General features: G+C 60.7%; 17 protein-coding genes and 2 pseudogenes. 10 read left to right on the plus strand and 9 right to left on the minus strand.

The window, feature by feature from the left end; all coding sequences use genetic code 11:
- Positions 1–165: 165 nt before the first annotated feature.
- The 3 genes and pseudogenes from CCZ27_RS02520 to CCZ27_RS24140 all read left to right on the plus strand — a co-directional run bounded on the left by CCZ27_RS02520 (position 166) and on the right by CCZ27_RS24140 (position 2,547).
- A complete protein-coding gene (locus CCZ27_RS02520) occupies positions 166–777 on the plus strand; it encodes an inovirus-type Gp2 protein (RefSeq protein ID WP_232516538.1) in 612 nt (203 codons plus the stop codon).
- 719 nt (positions 778–1,496) lie between these two features.
- Positions 1,497–1,724 (plus strand): helix-turn-helix domain-containing protein, encoded by a 228-nt coding sequence (locus tag CCZ27_RS24135; RefSeq protein ID WP_232516539.1) that lies wholly within the window; start codon positions 1,497–1,499, stop codon positions 1,722–1,724.
- A 95-nt stretch (positions 1,725–1,819) separates the two neighbouring features.
- Positions 1,820–2,547, plus strand: a pseudogene (locus CCZ27_RS24140) (IS630 family transposase).
- A 66-nt stretch (positions 2,548–2,613) separates the two neighbouring features.
- On the opposite strand, the gene CCZ27_RS02530 reads toward CCZ27_RS24140, so the two are convergent.
- The 6 genes and pseudogenes from CCZ27_RS02530 to CCZ27_RS02555 all read right to left on the minus strand — a co-directional run bounded on the left by CCZ27_RS02530 (position 2,614) and on the right by CCZ27_RS02555 (position 9,576).
- Entirely contained in the window at positions 2,614–4,347 is a 1,734-nt protein-coding gene (locus tag CCZ27_RS02530) for a LeoA/HP0731 family dynamin-like GTPase (RefSeq protein ID WP_096445218.1), read from the minus strand.
- Entirely contained in the window at positions 4,319–6,058 is a 1,740-nt protein-coding gene (locus CCZ27_RS02535; RefSeq protein WP_096445219.1) for a hypothetical protein, read from the minus strand. The genes CCZ27_RS02530 and CCZ27_RS02535 overlap by 29 nt, the downstream gene beginning before the upstream one ends.
- Before the next feature lies 1 nt (position 6,059).
- Positions 6,060–6,821 carry a hypothetical protein gene (locus tag CCZ27_RS02540; RefSeq protein ID WP_096445220.1) on the minus strand — a complete coding sequence of 254 codons (762 nt, stop codon included), beginning with the start codon at positions 6,819–6,821 and terminating at the stop codon, positions 6,060–6,062.
- 214 nt (positions 6,822–7,035) lie between these two features.
- Positions 7,036–7,563: pseudogene (locus CCZ27_RS02545) on the minus strand (transposase); the annotation flags it as partial.
- Positions 7,564–7,762: 199 nt separating this feature from the next.
- Positions 7,763–8,749: a hypothetical protein gene (locus CCZ27_RS02550; protein WP_157748417.1), complete on the minus strand. Its 987-nt coding sequence runs from the start codon at positions 8,747–8,749 to the stop codon at positions 7,763–7,765.
- Between the two features lie 89 nt (positions 8,750–8,838).
- The gene (locus CCZ27_RS02555) at positions 8,839–9,576 is read right to left on the minus strand and encodes a DUF4339 domain-containing protein (RefSeq protein WP_096445222.1); all 738 of its coding nucleotides are present in this window, start codon (positions 9,574–9,576) and stop codon (positions 8,839–8,841) included.
- A 110-nt stretch (positions 9,577–9,686) separates the two neighbouring features.
- Here CCZ27_RS02555 and CCZ27_RS02560 point away from each other — a divergent pair, with 110 nt between their 5' ends.
- On the plus strand, positions 9,687–10,091 hold the full coding sequence (locus tag CCZ27_RS02560) for a transcriptional regulator (protein ID WP_096445223.1): 405 nt from the start codon (positions 9,687–9,689) through the stop codon (positions 10,089–10,091).
- Between the two features lie 157 nt (positions 10,092–10,248).
- Here CCZ27_RS02560 and CCZ27_RS02565 read toward each other — a convergent pair whose 3' ends face one another.
- The 3 genes from CCZ27_RS02565 to CCZ27_RS02575 form a co-directional block, all read right to left on the minus strand.
- Positions 10,249–11,166 (minus strand): recombination directionality factor, encoded by a 918-nt coding sequence (locus tag CCZ27_RS02565; RefSeq protein ID WP_096445224.1) that lies wholly within the window; start codon positions 11,164–11,166, stop codon positions 10,249–10,251.
- Positions 11,163–12,146 (minus strand): YqaJ viral recombinase family nuclease, encoded by a 984-nt coding sequence (locus tag CCZ27_RS02570; protein WP_096445225.1) that lies wholly within the window; start codon positions 12,144–12,146, stop codon positions 11,163–11,165. The genes CCZ27_RS02565 and CCZ27_RS02570 overlap by 4 nt, the downstream gene beginning before the upstream one ends.
- Before the next feature lie 74 nt (positions 12,147–12,220).
- Positions 12,221–13,177 carry a DUF932 domain-containing protein gene (locus CCZ27_RS02575; protein ID WP_096445226.1) on the minus strand — a complete coding sequence of 319 codons (957 nt, stop codon included), beginning with the start codon at positions 13,175–13,177 and terminating at the stop codon, positions 12,221–12,223.
- 107 nt (positions 13,178–13,284) lie between these two features.
- Here CCZ27_RS02575 and CCZ27_RS23245 point away from each other — a divergent pair, with 107 nt between their 5' ends.
- The 6 genes from CCZ27_RS23245 to CCZ27_RS02605 all read left to right on the plus strand — a co-directional run bounded on the left by CCZ27_RS23245 (position 13,285) and on the right by CCZ27_RS02605 (position 23,965).
- A complete protein-coding gene (locus CCZ27_RS23245; protein WP_157748418.1) occupies positions 13,285–13,506 on the plus strand; it encodes a hypothetical protein in 222 nt (73 codons plus the stop codon).
- 604 nt (positions 13,507–14,110) lie between these two features.
- Positions 14,111–15,382, plus strand: coding sequence for an MYXO-CTERM sorting domain-containing protein (locus CCZ27_RS02585; protein WP_096445228.1), 1,272 nt, complete (start codon positions 14,111–14,113; stop codon positions 15,380–15,382).
- A complete protein-coding gene (locus tag CCZ27_RS02590) occupies positions 15,379–16,188 on the plus strand; it encodes a hypothetical protein (RefSeq protein ID WP_096445229.1) in 810 nt (269 codons plus the stop codon). The genes CCZ27_RS02585 and CCZ27_RS02590 overlap by 4 nt, the downstream gene beginning before the upstream one ends.
- A 26-nt stretch (positions 16,189–16,214) precedes the next feature.
- A complete protein-coding gene (locus CCZ27_RS02595; protein WP_157748419.1) occupies positions 16,215–17,789 on the plus strand; it encodes a transglutaminase-like domain-containing protein in 1,575 nt (524 codons plus the stop codon).
- Between the two features lie 146 nt (positions 17,790–17,935).
- Positions 17,936–19,300 (plus strand): hypothetical protein, encoded by a 1,365-nt coding sequence (locus CCZ27_RS02600; RefSeq protein WP_096445231.1) that lies wholly within the window; start codon positions 17,936–17,938, stop codon positions 19,298–19,300.
- Positions 19,301–19,324: 24 nt separating this feature from the next.
- Positions 19,325–23,965, plus strand: coding sequence for an RHS repeat-associated core domain-containing protein (locus tag CCZ27_RS02605; protein ID WP_198363244.1), 4,641 nt, complete (start codon positions 19,325–19,327; stop codon positions 23,963–23,965).
- Positions 23,966–24,349: the final 384 nt, after the last annotated feature.

The following is a 24,349-nucleotide window of genomic DNA, read 5'->3' on the forward strand; positions in this document are numbered from 1 at the left end:
AATACCCTCGCTTTTCTCGAAATGTCCTATCAGTTTCATTCGCTTCGAGCTACCTTTCGGCAAGGTCGTCTCGGTGCTTCTTATGCAATACGGGATAATACGGGGTACGGGTAGAGACAGTGCAAGCGCAGTGACGACTGGTCGCCTCCTTCGATGAGAAGCGGGTTGTTGCTCTCCATCTTCAATCAACAACCGGCGGAGCACAGCATGGGCAGCACAGCACGAAAAGCCGTACGCAACGCAGACCGAGTGATGGGACTTGAGCAAGCGATGTTCGACTGGCGCTCACGTCACGTCATCCTTGTGCTGACCCTCACCTACAAACCCGAATGGCAGCACGAGATCACGCTAGACATCATTCGTCAGCATCGAGATCAATTGCTCAACAACAGGCGAGGCAACGCGTTACTGCGAGGCATCAACGGCTACGTGTGGAAAATCGAAGAAGGGCACGATGCGGGTGGCTTGCATCTGCACGTCGTCATCTTCTACAACGGCAACCATCGAGCAGACATTCACATCGCCAGGAGCATCGGTGATTACTGGGTGAATGTCATCACGCATGACAAGGGTGCGTATTGGAACAGCAACGCGCAAAAAGAGCATCACGCTCGTTACGGTCATGGCATAGGCACGGGGCAAATCGACCGACACGATCACGACAGGCGCGAGGCGCTACGACAGAACCTCCTATACCTTGCCAAGAATGATCAGCATGTCACAACCAGAATGAACCCGCACTACAGGACATTCGGAACGAGCCAGTTCCCGGCCTAGGGAAGCCAGCGGCTATCGTCCCTGTCGATCAGTTTTCCCATCGTGCATCCCCTGCGTTCTTGTTTAAAAAAGATTGTGGTTACAGCTGATTACTAATAGGCTTGAATGCTAGCCGAGCATCGTGCGACAAAAAAACTAAAAATGATCAATATGTTACGACAAAGATGAATCCCCATCGCTACATGTTCGGGACAAGTCAGTTACCGATCGGAAAGTATCTTTCAGCGCAGATGTAGAAGAAAAGTTCAAGACCGATTGATCGGTCTGATCGAAGCTAGAAATACGGTGTCGTGCTTAATGGAGTTTCGTCTGATGATAAATGGCGTCGCTTCTCTGCTCTGCATCAGTTTGCGAACTTGCGATCTCGACGTCGTTTTGCCTATGCGCGATGTCGACCATCCATGTTTAAAAAGGACAAATTTCTTCCCTTCCGCTTGTGCTCGTTTAAGTGCGTCAAGAGAACGCTCCCATACTTGCCTCATTTTTTCCCAGTAGGGGAGATTGTAGTCTAGGTCGTCCTTGTCCACGTGAAGGTCTATTTCCAGGGTAGTTTGAGGATCCATAAATCTAACCCAGTCACCCCCCCCTCGCTGTTGAATTTATGAGTCACTGGTTATTCCTTTCTCAGCCCCAATAAGTTAGTCTATTTTTAAATTATACAGCATCAAATTGGTAAAATATTAACCAGGCAATCAAATAGATTATGCTAAGATTCCGACATGGACAAGATCGATGCCAGAAAGCTGCCGCTTGAGACTCTCGAACATATTCGCCGCCAGGCGTTTGTGCTTCGCAAGCAGGGCTACACGTGGGTTCATATCGCTGAGGTTTGCGGAGTTCATGTTGGCACGGTGTTGAAATGGCGCGGCGTGCTCAAGCGGACAGCGTCGATACCGTCATCAAAGGCGGGCAACGTGGTCGCCGTCATGGCTCGGGGCGAACACTGACGCTGGTTTAAGAAGAGCAGTTGCGCTTGAGGATCATCGGTTCGAACCCCGCGCAGTTGCAGCTCGAATTCGCGCTGTGGAACCGTCGTGCGGCCATGCTCGCGATCAAGCAATTGTACGGTATCGACATGCCCATTCGCGCGGTTGACGAGTACCTTCGACGCTGGGGTCTCACGCCGCAGCGACCAGCCAAGCGCGCACTTGAACAGGATCCAGCTCGGCTCAAGGCGTGGCTCGAGGACGAATACCCGAAGATCGTCACGCGCGCCAAGGCTGAGGACGCCGAGATTTACTGGGGCGACGAGACGGCGATTCGCCAGGATTCGAACTGGGTGCGCGGTTACTCGCCGGCGGGGATGACGCCCGAGTTGCCCCTTCCGGCCGCTCGCTGTGGCTCGACCTCGATGATCTCGGCGATCACCAAGCAGGGGCTGGTGCGTTTCTCGTTCTTCGAGGGGCTATCGATGTCGAGCGCTTCATCGTCTTTTTGCAGGATCTGATCCAGGACGCGCAGCGTAAGGTGTTTCTGATCGTCGATAACCTGCGTGTGCATCGTGCCAACCGTGTTCGTGAGTGAGTCGCTGAGCATGTCGGAAAGATCGAGCTGTTTTACCTGCCGCCCTATGCGCCGGAACTCAATCCCGACGAGTATCTGAATCGTGACCTCAAGACGGCGACACGCTCCGGGCCGATAGCCAAAATGCCATTGCGCTGCTTGGGAAGGTACGTGCCTGCATGGAGCGCATTGCGGCGATACCGGCACGTGTGCGGGCGTATTTCAGCCATGAGCATGTTCGCCGCGCTCGGTAAATTCTCTATTTGATTGCCGGGTTAATAGTGACGCAGTAAAAATAGGGGTGGGCGCCTGCGGCGCCCCCCTGTTGTTCGTTCAGGTCGTTGCTTCAGACCGCGCAGGCGCCGGCATCAGCGCATTCAGCTTTGTTTTCACGCTTTGGAGCTTGGCTTGACTGGTGCTGATGAACGTCGAACGCTCCTCCACGGTTTCAACGATTTTCTCAAACGCCTTGAGCTGCGGGGCAAAGAAGTCCAGCAGCTTTTCGTTGTCACCGATGATGACGTAGATATCCTTGAAGGCACTTGTGATCACCTCGGTAATAGACTCCTTGGCGTCCTTCAGTTCCTGTTCCAGCTCATGAGCCTTGTATGCGTTTAACAGATCCGAGGTAACGGTGAAGACTGCGCCCGCAGGGCCTGCCCATTTGCAAATGGCTCCCGCAATCTTGGTCGCCTGCCAGGGCTTGAACTTGATCGCAACACCCGTTACCGCGCTGAGCGCATCGCGGGCGGCGAATACCGCGCCCTTGATGATGTCTGGGCTCAGGTTGGCTATCCCCTTGGCGGCCCCACCCATCGACTTGAGAGCACTTTCGCCCATGGCATTGAGAAAGCTTTCGCTAGAGTTGAGTTGGCGGCCGATATCCTGAGAGATGCGGCTGGTAACTTTGGAGGACTGATCAAACGAGCGATCGATCGCGCTCTTAATCTTCAGGTTCAGTTTGAAGCCTACGCTCTCCTCGGTGTAACCGAGTTCGTCCTCAAGGAATTCACGGATTTTTTCCAGGGAAATAGGGCGGAGTTTGCCCAGCAAATCTTTCTCAAGGTTTTGCAGTTCCTGGGACAGTTCGCCGGCCAGTCGTTTGACTTCGCGGCGGCCATTGGCAATGTCCTGGCTGATACGTACCGACTCCTCGGCATTCTGCTCGGCAAACAACTTGAGCCGCTCCAACTGCTCCTCAGCGCGCACCACATGCTGGCCGACGACATCGCGCACGACATCCAGGCCGGTCTTGGCAATCAGCACCGCCGGAACATTGTGCCGCAATACCTGGGTGGTCATGGCTTTGAGGTCGTTGATCCGCGAACGGCTTTCATAGTGTTCGGGTTTGCCGAACCAGAACTCCAGGCCACGCCCATTCGGGTTGGATGCCAGGCAGACGATATTCAGTCGGGCCATTTCGTCGGGGCTGAGGTTGGCTGCACGCTGCAGCTTGGCCTTGAGGTTGCCCTCCTTGATCGCGGCCTGGGCATCGAACAGCACTTGTTCGGTGAGGTCGGTCACCTCGTCCATCTTGTTGATCACGAAAACGGTCGAGGACAGCTTGTTCAGGTCCCGTAGCACCCACTTGACGATATCGTTATGGCTTTCCTTGAGTGGGTTGGTGGCATCCACCACATACAGAATCAGATGCGCCTCAGAGATGTAGCGTTTGGTCAGATCTTCATACATCACGGGCTCGCCGTCGACGCTCTTTTGCTTGTCGCCGAACAGGCCGGGGGTGTCGATGATCTCGCACTTTTCTGGCAGCCCCTGCGGGGAATAGATGGCCAGACGGTCGGAGGATTCGTCCATGTCGATATTCATATCGGCCATGACCTTGCCCAGCCAGGCGGCAATGACGCTGGTCTTGCCATCAGAGAAGGCCCCGAGCAGGGCGATGCGCAGGACATCGGACTCGATGGCCTGTACCGCCGAGTCGATCTTCTGCAGTTCACTGCCGACGTCCGCACCCATCTCGCCCAGTTCGTCGAGCACCGCACGCAATTGCTCCAACCTTTCGAGCGCGGCCTGCTTCTCAACATTGAACTGCTTGAATTGTTCCATATGGCATGTTCTCCAACTGTTCTCTGGTACGGTTCATCAGCGCCATCTGCTGCTCGATGATCTTCAGAGGACGCTTGAGCGACTCATCGAGTTGTTGCACGCGAGACAAAACGGCTTCGTCAATCTGCTTGTGCACGGGGGCGAACAGCGTCTTGTGCTCCTCCTGCAAGGCTTTGCAGGCTTCGGACCAAGCCTCATTGATCTTTTCCTGCACTTGCCCTTGTGCCTTGCGAATGCGTTTTTCCTTGCTGGTTAGTGAGTTCAGCAAGCTGACCAGAATGCCCGCCACGGCACCGGCAATGGCACCTATCAAGTTGCCAATCACCGGAAACGCGGTACCGATACCGGCCCCTGCCAAAGCGTAGGAACCTATGTTGAAGGCCATCCAGCCATAGTCGCCAAGTTCCAGGCCAAAGCCCAACTCAAGTGTCTTGTAGTTGATGTTCAGGGTATCGGCGTCACAGAGCATTTGCTCGAGTTCGACCCGCGCAACGTCCTCTAGGAGCCGCTGCATGGCCTGCTGCAGATCCTGACGCAGGCCAGTAAGATACGTTATAAACTGCTTCTGCAACTCGTCTTTGAGCGATTTCTGCCGATCCTTGAATGCACTATTTACCTTGCGAGAGATCTCGTCGTTGTCGCCGAAATGCTGTTCGATGATCGTGTCGGCCTTTTCTTTGAGCTCATTAAAGAGCTTATCACAAAGGTTTTTCCTTCCAGCAATGACCAGCGGCTCGAAACTCTCCAGGGCCCCCTTGACCGCTTCACGGCACTTCTCAAACTCCGGTTTGGTCCTGGCGACGAATGCTTCGTGCGTGGCGTATAGCGCTTGCAGCGTCGCGGCGTTCTCGACAAGCAGTTCGTGCACCTTGGTCTTGTTACTCTCGATCATGTCTTCCCGGAAAGTCTCGAGTTTGCCATGCAGCACCTTGGCGACTGACTTGATCTGGCTGAACTCGTACATCGCCTTGGATGAGGCGAAGTGCTTCTGGTAATTGCGCTGCTGGATAACCAAGTCTGGGCTACGGGACGGATCGATCGTGGTACGCCCGGTCTGCGCATCGCTCGCCAGCGCCGAGAACGCCAGCAGCCCCTGCACGCAATGACCGGGCTGCATGACCTTGCTGCCCAATACCGAACGCAGCACTTCCTCGGTCTGCTGCAAGGCGACGGTGGAGCCGCCGTGACCTGTCAGGGACTTACGGTCTTCCTCGAACTCGTAGGCATCGGCATTGCCGCGCACATTGACCAAGGGGTAGACCTGAGTGCCCAGTCGCAGGTAGGCGCGGATTTTCTGCGCGGTGGCCTTCTCGGGCTTTTTGTTGGTGCCGTTTACATAGAACACCAGATGAGCCTTGGCCACCGCTTCACGGACCATATGCGCGTACTTGCTTTCGTCACCCTCGATACCAGGCACGTCGATCAACTGAAAGCGCTTGCCCTTGTAGTTCAGGGGATAGAGCGTATTGCCCTTGGTGAAATCGGCTTCGCCGGTACCGATGATCAGGCCGTCTACCCGGTGTACTTGGGCCTTCTTGCGTTCATAGGCCAACAGCTTGTCGAGCAGTGTTGTGAGTTGGCGATTGAGCAGTGCATCGAGGGTAGGGGAGTGCGCCTCGATGTGCTGGAGGGCAGGCGTGGCGGTGGGGGCAACTGGCGAGGGCGTTGACGTTGCCTCATCGAACAGTTCATCGAGTTCATGGCGGCTCAACTCAGGCTCCTGCCAGTTTCAGCAATGCCACCGTAGCCGTGGCACCGATCAGGATCCCGCCGACACCGAACAGCGCCAGACGTACTTTGGAACGCGATACCGCATGCGCTTGCTCGATTTGCAGGCGCTGCCAGGCCTCTTTCTGCTCCGCTGCCAGGTGAGCGCGGGACTCCTGTTCGGCGAGTTGCTGGCGATGCGCTGCTTCCTGTTGCTGCGCCTCAAGGCGTGCCTGGGCCTCTTGCTGGGCGAGCCGGGTTCTGGCGTCAGCTTCGGCTTGGGCAATTGTGTTTCGCTCTCGGGCTTCGTGCTGAACTATTTGCGCCAGTCGGGCGGTACTTTGGCTGATGGCGGCTAGTTCACCCGTGTATTCGCTGTACAAGGCGTGCAGGCCTTTGCGGACGCGTTCGAGGTGAGCGGTAAGGGCCTGCGTGAACTGTTCCAAATCATCGGCATGCTGCCGCAGTAGTGCTTGGCGGGATTCTTCCTTGAACAGGATGCGTAGTGACTCGATGATCGTGCTCTTACCAGCGTTGGTCTCGCCGAAAAACGCCAGGGTGAACGTGTCCCACTCGGCATGGGTCTTCAACTGGTGCAGTTCGCTGTCGAAACGGGTCTGGATGTCACGAAGCTTGTCGGTGATGTTGCCGATTTCGCGCTTGCCATCCTTGTGCTCGACGTTGAGCGTGAGAATGTCGGCCATGGCGCTGCCGATGCTGTCTGATACGTCGGCATACAGGCGGTTGAGATCTTCGGGAGCGTTCATTGCGCGTCTTTGTGATGAAATTTAGTCCTGCAGGGCTTCCTTACCCCGCGCTCGTTCTCCTGTGCGCGTTGACGAAAGGTCAGGATCAGTGAGATGACTGAAACGGTGAGTGCGACTGAGCTGAGCCCTAGGGTTAAGAAGTCTTTCATTTCCATGTGATGCAAAACCTGGAGAACGAACCGGAAAGTGAGGGGTCTTTATAATAAAATGCATTTTATGCCTCTTGCAAGTATCGTCGGCAAATCACGCAGCAGGCGATCTCGAGGAAGGCTTCATGGATGATGGCCAAGCTGCTCGAAACGGATGCGCAGTCGCCGAAAGTTGTGCAACCAACCCAAGGTGCGCTCGACAATCGAGAGGGGCTTGCCCAGAGCGCTGCCATGCGGCTCGCCGCGGCGGGCGATCTGGGTGGTGATGCCCGCAGCGTGGAGCGGCTGGCGGTACTTGTCGTGGTCGTAGCCGCGATCGGCCCGCACGAGCCGAGGTTTCGACAGCGGTCGGCCGCGCTTGCCGCGGATCGGCGGGATCGCCTCGACCAGGGGGAGAAGTTGGGTGACAGCGTTGCGGTTGGTGCCGGTGAGGATCACCGCGAGCGGGATACCTTGCGCTTCGGTGATGGGATGGTGCTTGGAGCCTGGGCGAGCGCGATTGGTGGGGTTCGGTCTTGTCTTTGACCGGCCCCCACAGCACGGATGGACGAGGAATCGACGATGGTACGAGAACAATTTCGTCCTCCCGCCGCTGTCCTTATGACGACCTCCTCATTCGGAATGCGTGGTGTCGTAACGCTTGAAGGTCTGCTCGGACGGCCTCTGCTGAGCGCCAGGTCGGCCGGGCAAAGCCGTTCATTCATCCCAAACTGATGCTGCTCCTCACCCGCAACGACAATCAGTTCGCGGCTTCCGTTTGAAGCGGCTATTTCCTCATCATTCAACCGCTAATCAGCTACCCTCCCAGGCCGTTCTGTACTGCACGACACTCCCTTTGGGCACGGTTGTTCCCGGTGTGGGTGAGATACGATACGGGCAGCCGTATCCGCCAAAATCCTCGTCATCGGGACCATGGACTGGCGTCTCCTTGGCTACCAGCCCGCTCTTCTTGAGCGTTTCATCGTAGCCGTAGTCACATTCGGATGCTGGCTGCGGAACCGGGACCCGGCCCGTTCCGCCCGCAGACTCCCCCTGTGCCTGCGGCATGGCACAGCGAGGAACGGCAAGACCCCGCCCGATCGTGATGGCTTCTGGCTGAACGGCGGCAAATGCCTTGCGGGCGACTTCGCCGTACTTACCAGGATCGCAATTGAAACCGGATTCCATGATCCAATCCTCACTCTCAGCCGACACCATGGCACTCTGCCACTGGTCCGCTGCAGCGATGGCAGCATCGCCGACCAGCCTGACCTCCAGCATCACCTCAAGGAAATCCAGTGCTCTCGTGCCTTCCCAATGGGCATAAACAGATGGGTCGCTAGCATTCCCGCAGCCTGACAGGCAATCGGCATAGAACAGTGTCCGGCCCGCGGACTCCTGAAAGCTCCCGAAAGACATTTGGCTCAAGTGCAGGCTTCTCGAGCCCGGCTCCTCATGCAGAAACTTTCCGACATCGACGTCGCATCCTGGGGCCAACAGCATTCGCAACGCGCTCACCGATTTGTCTTCACCCCCTCCTACCGTGGCCTCCACCGTGCAAGCACCCATTTTGTAAGTACGCAGTTCCCCATCCGGCGACAATTTGACCGGCGGGCCGGTCAAGCTTTCCAGATAGTGCAGACTTGCACCGATCATTTCCGGCTGCACGATCCGGCTTACGGAATCTTGCAGTGGCTCTGGCTGCTTCTGTCCGGATGGCTGTTCAGGCAGTTGTCCGGGCGGTTCGGAGCAAGCCCCCAAGGTGACCGCCGCGGCGAGCAGGATCAACACCTTTCTCATTCATCTTCTCCTTGAATCAATCAGCATGGTGACTGGCTGCCTGGGAATCGTTTGACTCCTCCCGGACGGCCACAGGCATTCAGTGCGTGCTACCAACCAACAATCGTCACGTAAATCTGGTTCTGGCCTTTTTCCTCGATGGTGATGCGCAGATCCTTGCCGTTGTCCAGCGTCGCGGTCGCCTTGTAGAAACCGCTGGAAACTTCATCGGTAATCGTCACCGCCTTGCAGGTCGCAGCGCGAAACGGCAGGTTTTCCGCAAGAAGTTCGGTGACGGAGGAGCAGGCACTTTCTTCGATGATGCCTTGGTTGTTTCCAACGGACATCAAGATCGACACCACGAAAGCGGCGACCCAGCTCCAGAAATAGTGCTTCTTATGCTTGAGCAGTTCGGCTCGTTTCCACAGATAGACGGGAACGATGAATGTCGTCCAGCTATTCGGTGCCTGGTGTCCAGCGGCTTTGAGTTTCTTTTCGTCGAGGACGCAGCAAACGATATTGGCGGCAAGGAACAGCCACCACAGTTCGATGCCCGCGAGGATTTCGACGATGGTACCGACGATGGGTACGGCTACTACTGCCCAGACGTATCTGTTGTCGATGTCGGTGCCGTGCAGCGGCGGCGGAGAGTTTGGCTTGTCGTGAACGAACAGGGATGCCAGAACATCCACCGCATGGGCTACCTGCCAATCGCCTATGCCGTTCCAGACATGGGTTTGAGACGTGATCGTCCCTGCGGCGATCAGGCTCTTGATCTGTTCGAGATCAACCGGCCCAACCTGTTCTCCTTTTAAAGCGTAATACCAGTCCTTTGCTGCTTCCGTCATTTCTTCCTCCCTGGCCACCTGGCCATATCGTGCAGTCAACAACAAGCTGTTGTCTTAATAATACAACAAATAAGAAACTCCCTCCAGCTCATGAACATAACTTTCTGTTCATGGACGAAAAAATGGCTTTCTCTCAAAGACTTGCCGACGCACTACGGGCATCCGGCTATGAGCCTCGACCCTCGGTGCTTGAGAAGGAGTTCAACACTCGCTACTGGGGGCGGCCCGTGACCTATCAGGCCGTGACCCGTTGGCTGAAAGGAGAGGCGGTTCCTGGTCAGGACAAGTTGCAGGTACTGGCCGAGTGGCTGGGCGTCGAACCGCAATACCTGCGCTTCGGCGAAGCGGTAGTCGGACGGATACGCGAGCGCAAGACGCGCTGGGAGGAAGGCTTCAGCGCCGAGGAACGGCAGTTGCTCGACGCTTACCTACGGCTGCCGATGGACAAGCGCAAGCTGCTGTGCGAACTGATGCGGACCTTCGTTGCGGCATACGGAGAGAAGGACCGAACTTGAGCCACGCCACGGATACGCCACCACAGATGGCTTGGTGACGTAGTGCTAAAGTGCATCACACGAAAGTTCTGGAGATCGACCTGTCTGAACGGCTATGGATCATCCCGCCTCGTGGCGGGATGATCGAAGCCTTCCGTGCTCTGATGGAGGCGCTTGCTCACGTGGTTGCCGCGCTCTTGGGCAGTCTGGGCGTGAGGCTAGACCGGCGAATCGGCGTCGTTGGAACTGCAGGAGCTTGCGGCTTCGGCTCATCCAGATCAGTCCCGGACCTTTCGGGGTAGAACTCGTCGAGCACGTCCGGCACCTCGTCGTCGCTTTCCTCGAAACAGCCGTTTGCCATGGCTCCCCTCGCGGCCTCTTCGAGTCTGACGGCATCCACGCCCTGTTCGGCGTGTTGCTCGGCAGCCTGTCGGGCCACCCCGACCACCTCGGCGAGCGTTTTGCCCTCACGCAAAGTCAGGTCTACGTAATACACAGGCGTCCGGTAGGAAAGGGTTGTGCTCTTGCCCCGCAACCGGAGCAGGAGCGGCATGTATTTCGCCAATCCACCGCTGACGGCGTCGAAGTACGCCAGCCGTGCCGCCAGCGTACGAATCGAGTTGTACCCCGTCGTGCGGAAGATGAAACTGCCGAGATCGTCATCCTGACCGTCGATCTGTACGTTCAGCCGTCCGAAGAGCTTGCACCCGCCTGTGCGGCCAAACTCGCACCCATCGGGACCGAGGCAGGGGAGTTCCTGCAGTCCTTCCTGCGTGCGCCGCCGCGCGGTTTCCCCATCTCCCACGCACACGGGGCGACCGGTGTTGCGATCAAAAAGGCTGTACTGCGCCCGGAGGTTCAGATCGGGCGCGTTGAAGAGCAGCCTCACCGGGATCGCCCGCAGCTTGCCGTTGGGTATGCCTTCAGCAAGCTGCGTTTGCAGCGGGTGGAGCATCCACCCATCCCAGGTCTGAACCTGGGTGGTGATGGTAAAGAAGTCGTCCTTCTCCGGCAGGCGCTTCCCGTTCTTCTCGACGACGTGCCCGATGGCGATCCGGCCGATTACGGGCGGTGTGATGGCAAGACCCTTTATCACGATGCCTCCTTCTGAATGGTGGCGGGTTTGTCGACCTGCATGAGGAACCGGCGGCTTCCCGGGATGGTGGTGGCGTACTGCGCAGCCAGTTCCGGATGCTCCTGCAGCAGACGCTTGACGTCAGTGACGGCGCTGTCGCGCGCGTTCTTCCACGTAACCCGTCCGCCTGCAAAGATGGCCTCGGAGGCTTCGCCCATCGCCGCCTGGATCGTCTGCCGGTGCGTGCTCTCCAGAAACTCCAGTTGGATACGCTGACGCTTGAAGCTGAGGAGTTCGGCAAACAAGGTGTTCAGGGTTTCCGAACCCGTGCAGTCGAGCGTTGCACCGAAGTCATGGGGATAGAGGCGGGCAAGCGCCTTGCCGCTGGATTCCGATCCATCGACTGCAGGGGGTTCATCACGCCGTACCTTGTCCCAAAAGGCTTCCTCGCATTCGATCAGTGCGTCGACCTTGTCGTCGTCGCGCTCAACCCGGTAGATGCGGAAGTCCTGTCCGGCAATCAGGACCGCAACATCGGCCCACAACTTGCCGGTGACGGCCAACTGGTGGAGCACCTGGCATTGATACGCCTCGGGGATACCCTCCTCCCAGAACGGAGCCGAGTGGTAGCCGGCGGTCTTGATCTCCAACACGCCTTCACCACCAATGGCCCGGTCCAGATTGGCCAGCATGAAGGGATGGTCGGGGTGTTGCAGAATGGCATTCACCCGTCGCACCTTGTTGCCGGTGCGTTCCGAGTAAACGCGTGCAAGTACCGGCTCCAGCGTGGTACCCCAGAACACGGATTCGGACTGACCGAGGTCATTGGGTGCCTGACGGCCGGTTTTCTCCATCCACAGTGCCAGGGGGCTCTTGTAGGGAGAAAGGCCAACTGCTGCTGCAGCATCGGACGAGCCTATGCCGCCGGTGCGGATGGTGAGCCACTGTTGCCGGCTCAGTTCCTTCGTGGATACCAGCCGGATCGCGTCGCCATGTTTCATGATGAGTTCTCCAGAAAAGAAAATGCCGTGACCGGTCGTGGCCGGTCACGGCGGGTTTGTCAGGCAGGGAGGGGCTACGCGGTCATCTTCAACGCCTCGTCGAGCGCTTTCTTCTTCAACGTGGCGCCCTGACCGAACCATGCCGAATCGAGCCGGTAGTCCTGGCTACGGGCGCGGCGCTGGTGGTCGACGTACTCGGTGATGGAATTGAGCAGTCCCCACGCCGTTCCCTTGGCCGAGGCGAGTTCGGCACCATGCCCTTGCCCGTCGTAGAGCGCCTGCACCGCCTTGATTGCCCGCCCGTTGGTCAGACCGGACGCGGCTGGCGCGGCCGAATCGGTGAAGACGCGTAGGAAGTAGCTCAAGGCTTCGTGGGATTTCACCCTGCGTTCGGAAAGCATCTTCATGCGAACCATAAAGGCATCCCACGACGAGACGGACACGCCCAACTGCTGCTTGACGGCTTGCGCGTCGAACTGGCTGCGGTGGGGAACCTTGACCGCGCCATCACCATCACGCAGGGCAATCGCCAAGGTGTTGTTGCATACCACTCGCACGGACGTGAACTGCGCGGTGGTCGCCATCGTGCCATCGCAGGCCGTCGCCAGCAGCAGGTAGCCGTTCACGCGGTCACGGCCTTTGAGGCAGGCGCTTTGGCCGGTTTTCGCCAGCGCCCACAGCTTGCGGCCTTCTTTCAGCACACCCGCGGTTTCCAGCTCGAAGCCACCCACTTCGGTCAGGTCGCGGTAGAACTCGAGAATTTCCCAGGGCTGCACGACCTGAAAGCGTCGGGAGACGACCGACAGCGGCGCTTTGGTGTCCGAACGGAACAGTACGCGCTGCTCGGGAAAGGCGTGGATGGAGCCCAGGTCATCACCGTTGATGACGTAGCGCACGTCCGCCGCTTCGACGCGCCAGTGCATCCCAGCCTGCCGCGCCCAAACTTCCAGCGGTTGATTCGGAGAGAGCTGATTGCCGAGGCCGTGCCAAGGTTCTTGGCCGACATAGGCCATCGTTTGTACGAGGTGCATGGTTGCTCCCGATAGTGGGGTTGTGATTGCGATGACAAAAATACCTGCCGCCCTAAGGGGCGGCAGGCATCTAGGCGTCGTGATGGAAACAGCAGGAAAGCGAACGGATGCGCAGGCTACCGGGCAGAGGACATCTGGCGATTGCTGAAGCGGTGGCCGCAGTCTTGACACTCGAAGTTGTCGAGCACCTTGTCATCGATGTGCTCACCAAGGGCAGCGCCGGTGACGCCGCCAGCCGCGCCGCCCAACAACGCCCCCATCAGCAAGCCAGCCAAACCGCCGACGAACGCACCGACGGGGCCAGCGGCCAGGCCAATCGCTGCGCCTGATTCAGCGCCCCTCATTGCGGCGGCGGCACTACCGGCGGCGCCACTGAGCGCGCCCACGGCGCCACCTGCCTTGCGACCATAGTTCAGGGTGATGACGTTGGCGGACCTGCAGCGGGGACAAGAATTTGTGGTGTTCATATATCGCCTCATGGTTGATGGGGCGGACACACACGCCGCCCTAAGCGCGCCGAAGCGTGCTCATGGGAGATATATGCGGGTGAAAAAATCTAGATGCAGGGCGACGAACTGACCCCTGCGGCGCCACTCGCAGATCCCTCGAAAATGTCAGCAGGATTAAGAATCTAATTCTCGCAACGAAGCCACCGTGGAAATCAACCTGAACGCCCCGTCTGACGTGGTATCCGGCGCTGTTGCATCAACCCGCCAACGTCGGACCGCATGCCGCAAAGCCGCGCAAGGATCGAACTCGTCTCGCTCCGGTGGGTCCCGGCAGCCCATCGAAATGATGCGAGGATGACGTGATGAGAGGCTACCCGAACCGGGTCTATCACCTAAGTCTTAGCTCGTGTGGATCATGCCGGATATATTTCCGGGTCATGATGGAGGCGTACTCTCCAATGCCGATCGATTGGGGAGAGCGCCCGTGCTTCGTCGTTTCATCGCCGTGCCGCTTGCCGGCACCTTGCTCGCCGCCTGCGCCGTCCCGGCGTTCGCGGCGGGCGACTACGGACTGGCCGGCAAGCAGGCTGCCGACTGGCTGATTTCCCGGCAGGACGCGAGCGACGGCAGTTGGGGCAACGCGCCCGGCCTGAAGCCCGTGCATACCGCCCTGGCCGTGCGCGCGCTGCACGCCATGAACCGGCGCGACGCCGCCTACTACGCGGGTATCGCCTGGCTGAAGAACCACGAGACCGGCAACATCGACTACCGCGCGCGGCGGATGGTGGCGCTGGCCGAGAGCGGCGCCGTGGTCTCGAACGACCTCCAGGCGTTGCTGAGCGAACAGCGCCCCGGCGCCCCTTTCAATCGCGGATGGGGACTCACCGCCGCCTACAACGGCTCGCCGCTCGATACCGCGCTCGCGCTGCAGGCGATCGGCGTCAGCGGCCAGACCGTCGATACGTCCGCCGCCATCTCCTACCTCAAGGGGGCCCAGCTCACCGGCACCGACAAGGGCTGGTCCATCAGCCAGAACACCGCCAGCGACGCCACGACCAACGCCATGGTCATCCTGGCGCTTGTTCCCTACCGGGCCCAGGACAACACGCTGGCCACGCCCCTGGCCAATGCGGCGGCGACGCTCGCGGCCCAGGTCGGCGCCGGGGCGCCGGTGCAGATGCGCGCGCTGGCCGCCCAGGCCCTGCTGGCGCGCGACCCGGCGTCTTCCAGCGGCATCGCGCTGCTGAACGGGGTGCTCGCCCAGCAGGGAAGCGACGGCGCCTGGGGCGGCGACATCCACGCCACCGCCTCGGCCCTGCAGGCGCTCGCGGTGGCGGCCGGCAGTGATCTTGCTGCGCAGCGCCTGCGCGTCGAAGTCCCCGACGAAGCCCTGCGGGCGGCCATCAACAAGGCGCTCAACCGGGGGGCGCTGGATCATCTCAATCGCGGTGAATTGGCGAAGCTGACCTCGCTCGACATCTCGGGGAGCGGGGTGACGAGCCTGGCCGGGCTGGAGTACGCCACCAATCTCACCGCGCTCCATGCCGCCAACAACAGCATCACGGACACCTCGCCCCTGAATGGCCTGACCCAGCTCGCAACCACCGATCTGGCCGGCAATCCCTGCGCCGGGTGCAGCGCGGGCGGCACGTCGATGCCCATGGGCGAAACCCCGCTGCCGGCCTGGGCGCTGGCTGCATTGGGCGCGGCCTTTGTGGGCGCCATGCGCCGTTCGCGCAACCGGAGAGGTTCATGACCCCGCTACGCACAGCCCTCACCTGCCTCTTCCTGGCAGGCAGCCTTTCCCTGCTCGCTATCCCGGCGGGCGCCGAGCCGCCCGCCGTCGGCCGCAGTGGTGCCATCCCGCCCGAGGTACTGAATCCCCGGCAGGTCCAGACGCTGCAGATGGTTGGCAGCCGCGTGTTGCAGGCCATGGCGACCGAACGCGCGGTCGCGGATCAGGAAGCCGCGGAGGAGCGCGCCCGCCTGGCGCCGGTGAAGGACGCGCTGAAGGAACTGGAGCAGTCCCTGACCGAAGAGGTCATGCATCCGCGCCTGCTGGCCGGCGGCAGCCAGAAGCGCGACCAGCCGGTGCCACGCATCGATCTCAAGCTGGTGCCGGCCGACGTTCCCGTCGATTTCAGATTCGACCCCTCCCGTCCTGCGCGACCGCTGGCGGCACCCGCCATGCCGCAGCCCGCACCACAGGTGTTCAACTGGTCCGAGCTGACGGGCAAGGCGGGAGGGCGCAACGCGGCAGCCATGGAACACCTGGCGCAAAAGCAAAGCGAAGCGCGCTCGCGCATCGCCGCAGCGCGCGGGCTGCAGCGGCGAGAACGAGTCGTTGCCGACACGGATGCAGTGGAGCGCCAGTGGGATCAGGTGCTGGAGCGGCTCGACGCCTTGCCCGAAGAGCCGGCCCAGCGCCTGGCCGAGGTCCGCCGCCTGCGCCGCGCCCTTGAAGCGCCCGAACCGCCGGCGCTCAAGCCTTCGAGCCCGTCGATCCGGCAGGTACCAGTGGATGTCGGGCCGGACGTTCGCCAATCAGCCCCCCGCAAGTGAGCCCGGACCAGGAAGCGCGTGCCGCCATGAAGATTTCCTTCCCCAGATGTGTCGTGTCGATCCTGCTTGCGGCGAGTGCTGCCAGCGCGCAGGCACTCTGCCTCGACACCGCAGAAGACCCGCTGCTGTGCGAAACCCGCGAAATCCGTTTCCGGGGCGAAGCGGCACAGGTCTTGCGCAACAAGGCCGCCGCCTTGGGCAACGCTGCGGACATCTACGCCTACCTGCGCAACCATGCGGAATACACCCCGTATTACGGCGCGCGCAGTGACTCGATCAACAGTTTCGGCGGGCTCGTCGGCAACGACGTAGACCTCGCCTCCACGCTCATCGCGATGCTGCGCTCGCAAGGCATCAAGGCGCGTTACGCACTGGGTTCGGCCACCATTCAGAAGAACCCGCTTGCCAACCAGCTTCGCGTGGACAACATCGCGCTTCTGCCCACCGTGCTCGGTTCCCAGGGGGTCATCTACACCGCGAACACCGATACCACGATGACCATCGAGCGTACCTGGGTCGAGGCCCTGGTGCCCTACCGTGCCTACCGTGGCGCGGCGCCCGCTACATGCGCCGCGGAGAGCGTCGACTGCCGCTGGGTGGCACTCGACCCCTCCTTCAAGCAAAAGCGCTATGCCCATCCGGACAAGCATCTGCTGCTGAGGGATGTCGGCTTCGATTTCACCGCCTATTACAACGCCGACAACCCGGCGAGCCCGAACCACGATGCGAGCCTGAAAAACAAGAACCCGATCACCATCTTCGAGGAAAAGGCCCAAGCCTACCTGAAGGCGAATCACGCCGGCGTCACGCTGGACGACGTGGCCGATGTGGGCGAAATCGTCGCCGACGACAGTGGCCTGCTGCCGGCGTCACTCCCCTTTGCAGCGACCACAACGGGCCGCTACCCCTCGGTCGACGACCACGATGCCGCAATTTCCACGCGATGGCGCCGGATGGCTTCGGTCACGCTCGAAGTCGACGACTGCGGCGACACCGCCCATGTGCTGCCGTCGGCTCAGGTGCCGCTCGCGGTGCTCGCGAGCTCGCGGCTCACCTTTGGCACCCTGACCGATGGCGGCCAGACCCGTTTCGGCTTCCAGCTCGACGGCGTACAACAGGGCAGCACCGTCACCCTGGGCAGCCAGCAGGTGAGTTGCACCGATGGTTCCACCCGGACGCTCGGCGCGGGCAGCCGCGTGACGGCCACGGTCTCGTTCGACAATATCGACCAGGATTCCGCCGCGGTTTCCGCAAAGTACGACAACCTCACGATTGGCGGGTACTTCGTGCTTGCCACCGGCGCCGAGGTCTCGAACTGGGATCAGGTCAAGCGTGCCTACACCCGGCTCAACGAAGCGAATGACCAGTATCCGCTGGTCGTCGATTCGGGCGGTGCGGTGTACGTCGATCGCAACGGCAATGGCGCCGTGGATACGGGCGATACGCTGCTGGGCAATCACGCCCAGGCTCGCGAAGCCCTGGTTGGCGGCCTGCTCGACGTGGCCTCGCGGCTCTACGTGAGGTCCCTCAAGCACTCCGTGGATCGATATACGCTCTTGACCAACCATATCGACCTCCTGCAGTCCTCGGGGGCATTCTGAGTACCGCGCAGGCCGCCCACTACCTGGGCGAGACCAGCTTCGGAATCGCGCCCGAAGGTCTGCTGATCGACCTGCAGGCCTACCAGACCGGGGGGACCTACAAGCGCGAAACGGTCAGCCGGGCGCCGTCGTCCACCTTTCTGTTCGTGGGCCATGCGCTGTCCGCCCACGAGCACGAGGTCTGGCAAAAGGTCACGGGGCTCGATGCCATCTCCACCCTGCGCGGTTTCCAGACCAGCCTGAGCCAGGGGCACAGTCTGCTCACGCTGAAACGCAGTACGTCGGTCGATCCGCTTCCCGCGGCGCTCGATGCCTGGCGTTTCAAGAGCACGCCACCGGCCGGCTACACGCCGCGTGAATACACGCTGTTCGGCCGCAGGATCTACACGTGGGAATACACCGGATCGAATCCCGCTGCCGCCGGGCTGGACATCATCCGCGCCAACGCCAGTGGCGTCTCCGCCAGCGTGCTCAATGCCGAACCCGACCAGTTCTGGGTATCCGTCAACGTGCAGTCCGTCATCAAGAGCTACGACGACGTCGAAAACTTCCTGCTTGAACGGCAGCCGAGTGAAGGACAGCCCAAGACCAACATCCAGACCGACGTGGGAACGCAAAACTACGACATCGTCAGGGCCGATGTGACCAGTCCGCCGTCTGGTTTCTCGGTAGGCGTGAGCCGCCTCGATTCGACGACCCATCGTCTCACGTACAACGAGAAGAACCCGCCGCTGCCTGACAACACATACAACATCCTGACTCGCCTCTACCTGGCCACGTCCAATAAGACGACATGGGACATTCCCATTCCTGCGCAGGGGTACAGCTTCACATTGACCGGCATGACGTCCAGCAACCCGGCTTTCAGGGTCGTCAGCTATCCGAGCCAGATACCCTACAACACGGCAGCGACAGCCCGAGTCGAGAAAATCGCCTACATATCGGACACCGACAATCTGGTGATTCAGCTCGTCGCCAGTGGCATGGCGTACAACCAGTCGGGCACCCCGTATATCGTGAACAACAATGCCATTGGGGGCCAGGCATTCTGGGCGCGGGAAAACCGGGTGATCGAAGGCCTCATGGATTTTGCCCTGAACGGGGTGAACACCTCCGACGCAATCAGCATCCAGGCCTGCAACGGCCAGACATTCAGCGGTACCCCGACCCAGTTGCTGTCCAGCCTCAGGACCCAGTGCTTCGAGCCGGCCATCGCCGGTGCGATCGACCTGATTGACTTCCTCGACCGGAACAAGGGTTTCAATCCCTCGCTGTACCTGTTCCGGGACGCTGCGACAAAGGCGGCCAACGAGTATCCGGTGCGATTCCTCAAATCGCTGCAGGGCGCCTACTACGGCGCCGAACCTGGCCTCGTGGAATACGTGCTGCCGAGCCGGATGCCGCAAGGCGACGGCTATCTCTTCAACGTGCATCTGCTGAACGAGTTCAACTCGGATGGCAGCTACAAGTCGTCCAGCTACGCCATCTCCAACCAGAGCGATGCGGACTGAGGTCTGCGGAAGGAACGATCCATCATGTCCACTCGACATCCACGCGTGCGCCGCATCGTTGCCGGCCTGACGCTCGCCGCCTTCACGCTGACGACCGCGGCCCCCGCAATGGCGGGGGGTTTCGTGACGGCCGCCAAGCCCATCATCCCGTCGGTGCCGCCGGTCAATCCCGGCACGCCGCCGGTGGTTGCCTACAACAACGCGTCCTTCACCGACAAGATCCTGGTGAGTGCGGTGAACAACGACTGGTTGCGCACGCCCTCGACCTCGGACCCCATCTCGACGGTGACGGGCAACAACTATCACGACGAGACCGATTTCACGATCCGCGGCCGCAACGGGCTGAACATCGTTTTTACGCGCACCTACAACAGCCTGCCCGTCACCAAGGTGGATCGCGGCCTGGGGTATGGTTGGGTGCATAGCTACATGATGCGGCTGAAGTCGAACGACTTCGGCGAATGCCCCAACTGCGCGGCCAGCCAGAAGCCGGAGAACGGCAACGGCAAGACCAGTTCGGTCACCTACACCGACGAGCGCGGCGGCGAACAGAATTTCCTCGTCAACGAATCCAGTTACGCCATCACCGCGCCCCAGGGGATTCACGACACCCTCGCCCTGGACAGCCCGGCCGCTGGCCAGCACACGCTGACGTTCCGCAACGGCGTGAAGTACGTCTTCGAGACGCCATCGGGTAACCTGAAGACGACGCCCAACGTCACGGCGCGCCTGAAGTACATCGACAACGCCTGGGGCGACCGCCTCACGCTCGCCTACGACGCCAACGGGCGGCTTTCGACGATCACCGACAACCTCGGCATCCCGAACCGTACGGGCCTCACCTTCACCTACGACCCCAATGGCCGGCTGAAGGACGTCACCGACTGGAGCGGTCGCCAATGGCGTTTCGCCTACGACGGCTCGGGCAACCTCGCGAGCACCACCCATCCGCTCTCGCACACGCTCACCTACGGCTACGACACCAGGCACCTGCTGACCCGCATCACCAAGCCCTTGCAGCGTGACGGCAAGGCCGTCGAAACGCGTTTCACCTACTACGAGAACGGCCGCGCGATGAGCCAGACCAACGCGCTGGGCGAAGGCGAGTTCCTCGACTACGACCTCTTCCGCCGCAGCACGCGGGTGACCGATCCGCGCGGCGGCGTGCGCCAGTACGACTACGATGAGAACGGCCGGATGACCAAGCTCGTCGAGGCCGACGGCGCCATCCTCAACTTCGAGAACCAGGCCGACGCCATTCGCAGCGCGAAGGTCGATGCGCTGGGCTACGCGACCCGCTACAGCTACCGGCTGGATCGCGCCTTCACCGGCACGTCCGATGCCTACGGCAACGTCACCCGCGAGCAGGACGCGCTCGGGCGCACCATCGACTACGGCTACGGCCCGCTCGACCAGGTCGCCACGGTCAAGGACCCGCGCGGCACGGTCACGACGACGACCTTCGGCACGGCGACCAGCGGCTGCGACCATGCCGGACGCCCGAAGGAGACCCGCATCAGCACCCTGGCGGGATCGAGCAATGTGCTGCTCGCGAGCCAGTGCTGGAACGGCGATGCCACGCTCGCCCACCGCCGCCAATACCTGGACGGCACGCGCTACGTCGAGACGCGGCTCAGCTACACCGACAACGGGCTGAACGTGAGCCAGCAGCAGACGGTCGGCATGCCGTCGGGCGCCACGGTCACCCGCACCTACACCTACGATGCGCTGGGCCGCAAGAGAACCGAGACCCTCAAGCGCCGCACGAGCCCGACCAATGCGACGCTACTCGACCTGACCACCCGCTACGACTACGACGCACTCGACCGCGTCGTCAAGGCGACCGATCCGCTGGGCAACGAAGTCATCAACAGCTTCGACGCCAACGGCCAGCTCTGGAAGATCACGCACCGCTACAAGCGCCCTGACGGCAGTTTCGACGTGCGCGACGTGGCCACCCGGACGTTCGATGCCGCCGACCGGGTCAAGACCGAGACCGACGCCGCAGGGCATGCGACCACCTACGCCTACGACGCGGCGGGCAACGTGGTGGCGATGACCGATGCCGAGGGCCACACCGCGCGTGTCGAATACGACGCGATGAACCGGAAGGCCGCGGTGGAGGACGCCACCGGCTACCGCACCGAGACCACCTACAACCAGCGCGGCGACGCGATCGTCCTCACGAACGCGAACACCGAGACCGTGGTCTTCGAGTTCGACGCGCTGGGCCGCAAGACCGCCGCAGTGGACGCCAGGGGCTACCGCAGCGAGTTCCAGTACGACGCGGCGGGCAACCTCGTCTGCACCACTGACGCCAACGCCCAGGCCGGGCTGCAGCCGAGGAACGGCCACGGCTGCACGGAATTCCGCCAGTACGACGAACTGAACCGCGTGACCCGGATCGTCGATGCGCTGGGCGGCGAGACGGCCTTCACCTATGACCTCGCCGGCAATCGTCTGACGGTGACCGACGCGGCGAACAAGACCTGGGCCTTCGCCTACGATGACCTGGGCCGTCTCGCCGCGGAGACGGATCACGCCGGCAAGAGCCTTGCCTACAAGGCGGACGAAGCGGGCAACGTCTATGAGAAGACCAACCGCCTGAACGAGGTCACCCGCTACAGCTTCGACACGGGCAACCGCCTCACTCGAGTGGACTACCTCAAGGACGGCAGCGCGGAGACCTTCGCCTATGATGCGGCGGGCAATCGCAGCGCCGCGGCCAACGGCGCGGTGAGCTACACTTTCCAGTACGACGTGCTCAACCGGCCCACCGCCAAGCTCGACAGCCGCGGCCGCAGCCTGAGCTTCACCTACGACGCGGCGGGCAACCTCCTCACCAAGACGACGTACCAGGGCAGCACGACGCACTACGTCTACAACGCCGCCAACCGGCTGGTGATGCTCCGCAACCCGGACTACACCCAGGTCGACTACCAGTACGATCCGGCCGGACGGATGCTCTCGCGCGTGACCGCCAACGGCGCGCGCAGCACCTACCAGTACGAGGCCAACGGCACGCTCACGCGAGAGACCCAATACGACGCGGCCAACACCCTGGTCTCCGACACCACCTACACGCGCGACCGGGTGGGCCATATCCTCACCCGGACCGACGGCGCGGGCACGACGACCTACGCCTACGATGCCCTCTACCGCCTGAAAACGGCTGACTACCCGGGTGCGACGAACGACGAGGCGTTTACCTACGACGCGGTCGGCAACCGGCTCACGCACACCAGGGGCAGCCTCGCGCCGAACGCAAACACGCGCTACTACGGCTACACGGCGGGCACCAACCGGCTGCTGGATATCCGCATCGGCGGCACGAGCGGCACCGTCGAATCCAGCTTTGTGCATGACCACGAAGGGCGGCTCACGAGTCAGACCGGGGCCGGCGCGAAAGCGCTGACGTGGGATGCCAAGGGCCGGCTGAAGACGGCAGGAGCGGAGTCCTACACCTACGATCCGATGGACTATCGGATCGGGCGCAGCGGCGGGGGCCTCGGCAGCCGCAGCTATTTCCTCGAAGGCGAGCACCTGGAATCGGTCGAACGCGGCGGCGAACTGGTCGAGCGCTACTTCCGGGGCGCCGGCACTGACGAACTGGTGGCCGGTTTCCTCAAGGACGGCGAAGGCAAGACGAAGCCCTATCTCTTTCACCACGACGCGCTCACCAACACCACGGCGGTGACGGGGCACAACGGCGGCACGATCCAGCACCTCGCTTATGGGGCCTTCGGCAACGTGCTCACGAACTCAGGGAGCAGTCCGAACCGGTTGAAATACAGCGGGCGCGAGGATGACGGCAATGGGTGCTACTACTATCGCGCACGGTACTATTGTCTGGGCATCGACCGGTTCATCTCCGAAGACCCGCTCGGATTCGCGGCGGGGGATGTCAATTTCTATACCTACGTGGGCAACAACCCCACAAATCGTAACGATCCTTCCGGACACGCTGCCAACGTTATAGTTGGAGCAATTTATGGCGGAATTGCGGGCTTAGTGGGTGGTGGAATCAGTGGATATGCCGCAAATGGTAGCGCGCTTGACGCTGCAATGGGTGCGGGGCTTGGGTTGTTTGCTGGTGCTGCGACAGGGGCTGCTGCACCTTGGTTATCTCATGAGGCAGGCGTGTTGGCTGCTGCTGCGGGTGTTGCTCGTAGTGTAGGTACTGTTGGCGCTGCCATGGTAATTGGCGGAGCATCCAGTGCAGGAGGTCAGTTCTCTGGTAATGTCGTCACGGGACAATCGATTGGTACTAATTTTAGCTGGGGTGCGGTAGGCGGTTCGGCAGTCGCTGCGCCGTTCTCTGTCTTACCTGCAAGTATTGTAGGCAATATGGCCGCTACTGCAGTAGGCACCAGCGTGACGTGGGGGTCTCGATCATTAACCATCGCAAATCCTGCGGTGCAACACACTGGAAGTACCTTTCGAGCTCTGACAGAAGGAACCATTGGAGGTGTTTTTGAAGCCAGTGGCCAAACTCTTGAGAGCATGTTCTTCCCGGCAGTGCCTGTCGGAGGAAGTTCTGCGAGCAACAGCTTGCCCGTTCAAAGTATTCAGCAATTGAATACTCCGGGAAGCTCAACCTTTGGCCATCTGCTTTATCCGAACAACTCTAATACAAGTTTCATACAAAAGGTATTTGGTAAGTGAGCTTCATTCAGAGGCATTTTATCGAATGACAAATCCTAGAGAGAATTGCCCGCTTCCGCTGGCAGAGAGGATGCGAATTGCGTCGGCTTGGGTATTGTGGTGGGCGATGTTGTCATCATTTTCTTTGGTAAGTGCTTTTCTTGTCGGTATAACGATTTTTTACTTAGTAGGTGGGTTGGACTTGCTATCTGCTGTATGGCACAGGAAGGAAGAAGGAAACTTTCTCTGGGTGATTGCAGCGAGCGCAGCAGGTGTGCCGGCTGGTGCCATATTCGGGGTTAGTTTGTGGGCAAGCTTGATGCGCAGGACGCACTGGATTGATGCAGATCGAGTGAAGCGGATGAGCGGATTTTGAAGGGTCGCCTTCTTGGGAAGCCGCATGTA

Source organism: Thauera sp. K11 (assembly GCF_002354895.1).
GTDB lineage: Bacteria > Pseudomonadota > Gammaproteobacteria > Burkholderiales > Rhodocyclaceae > Thauera > Thauera sinica.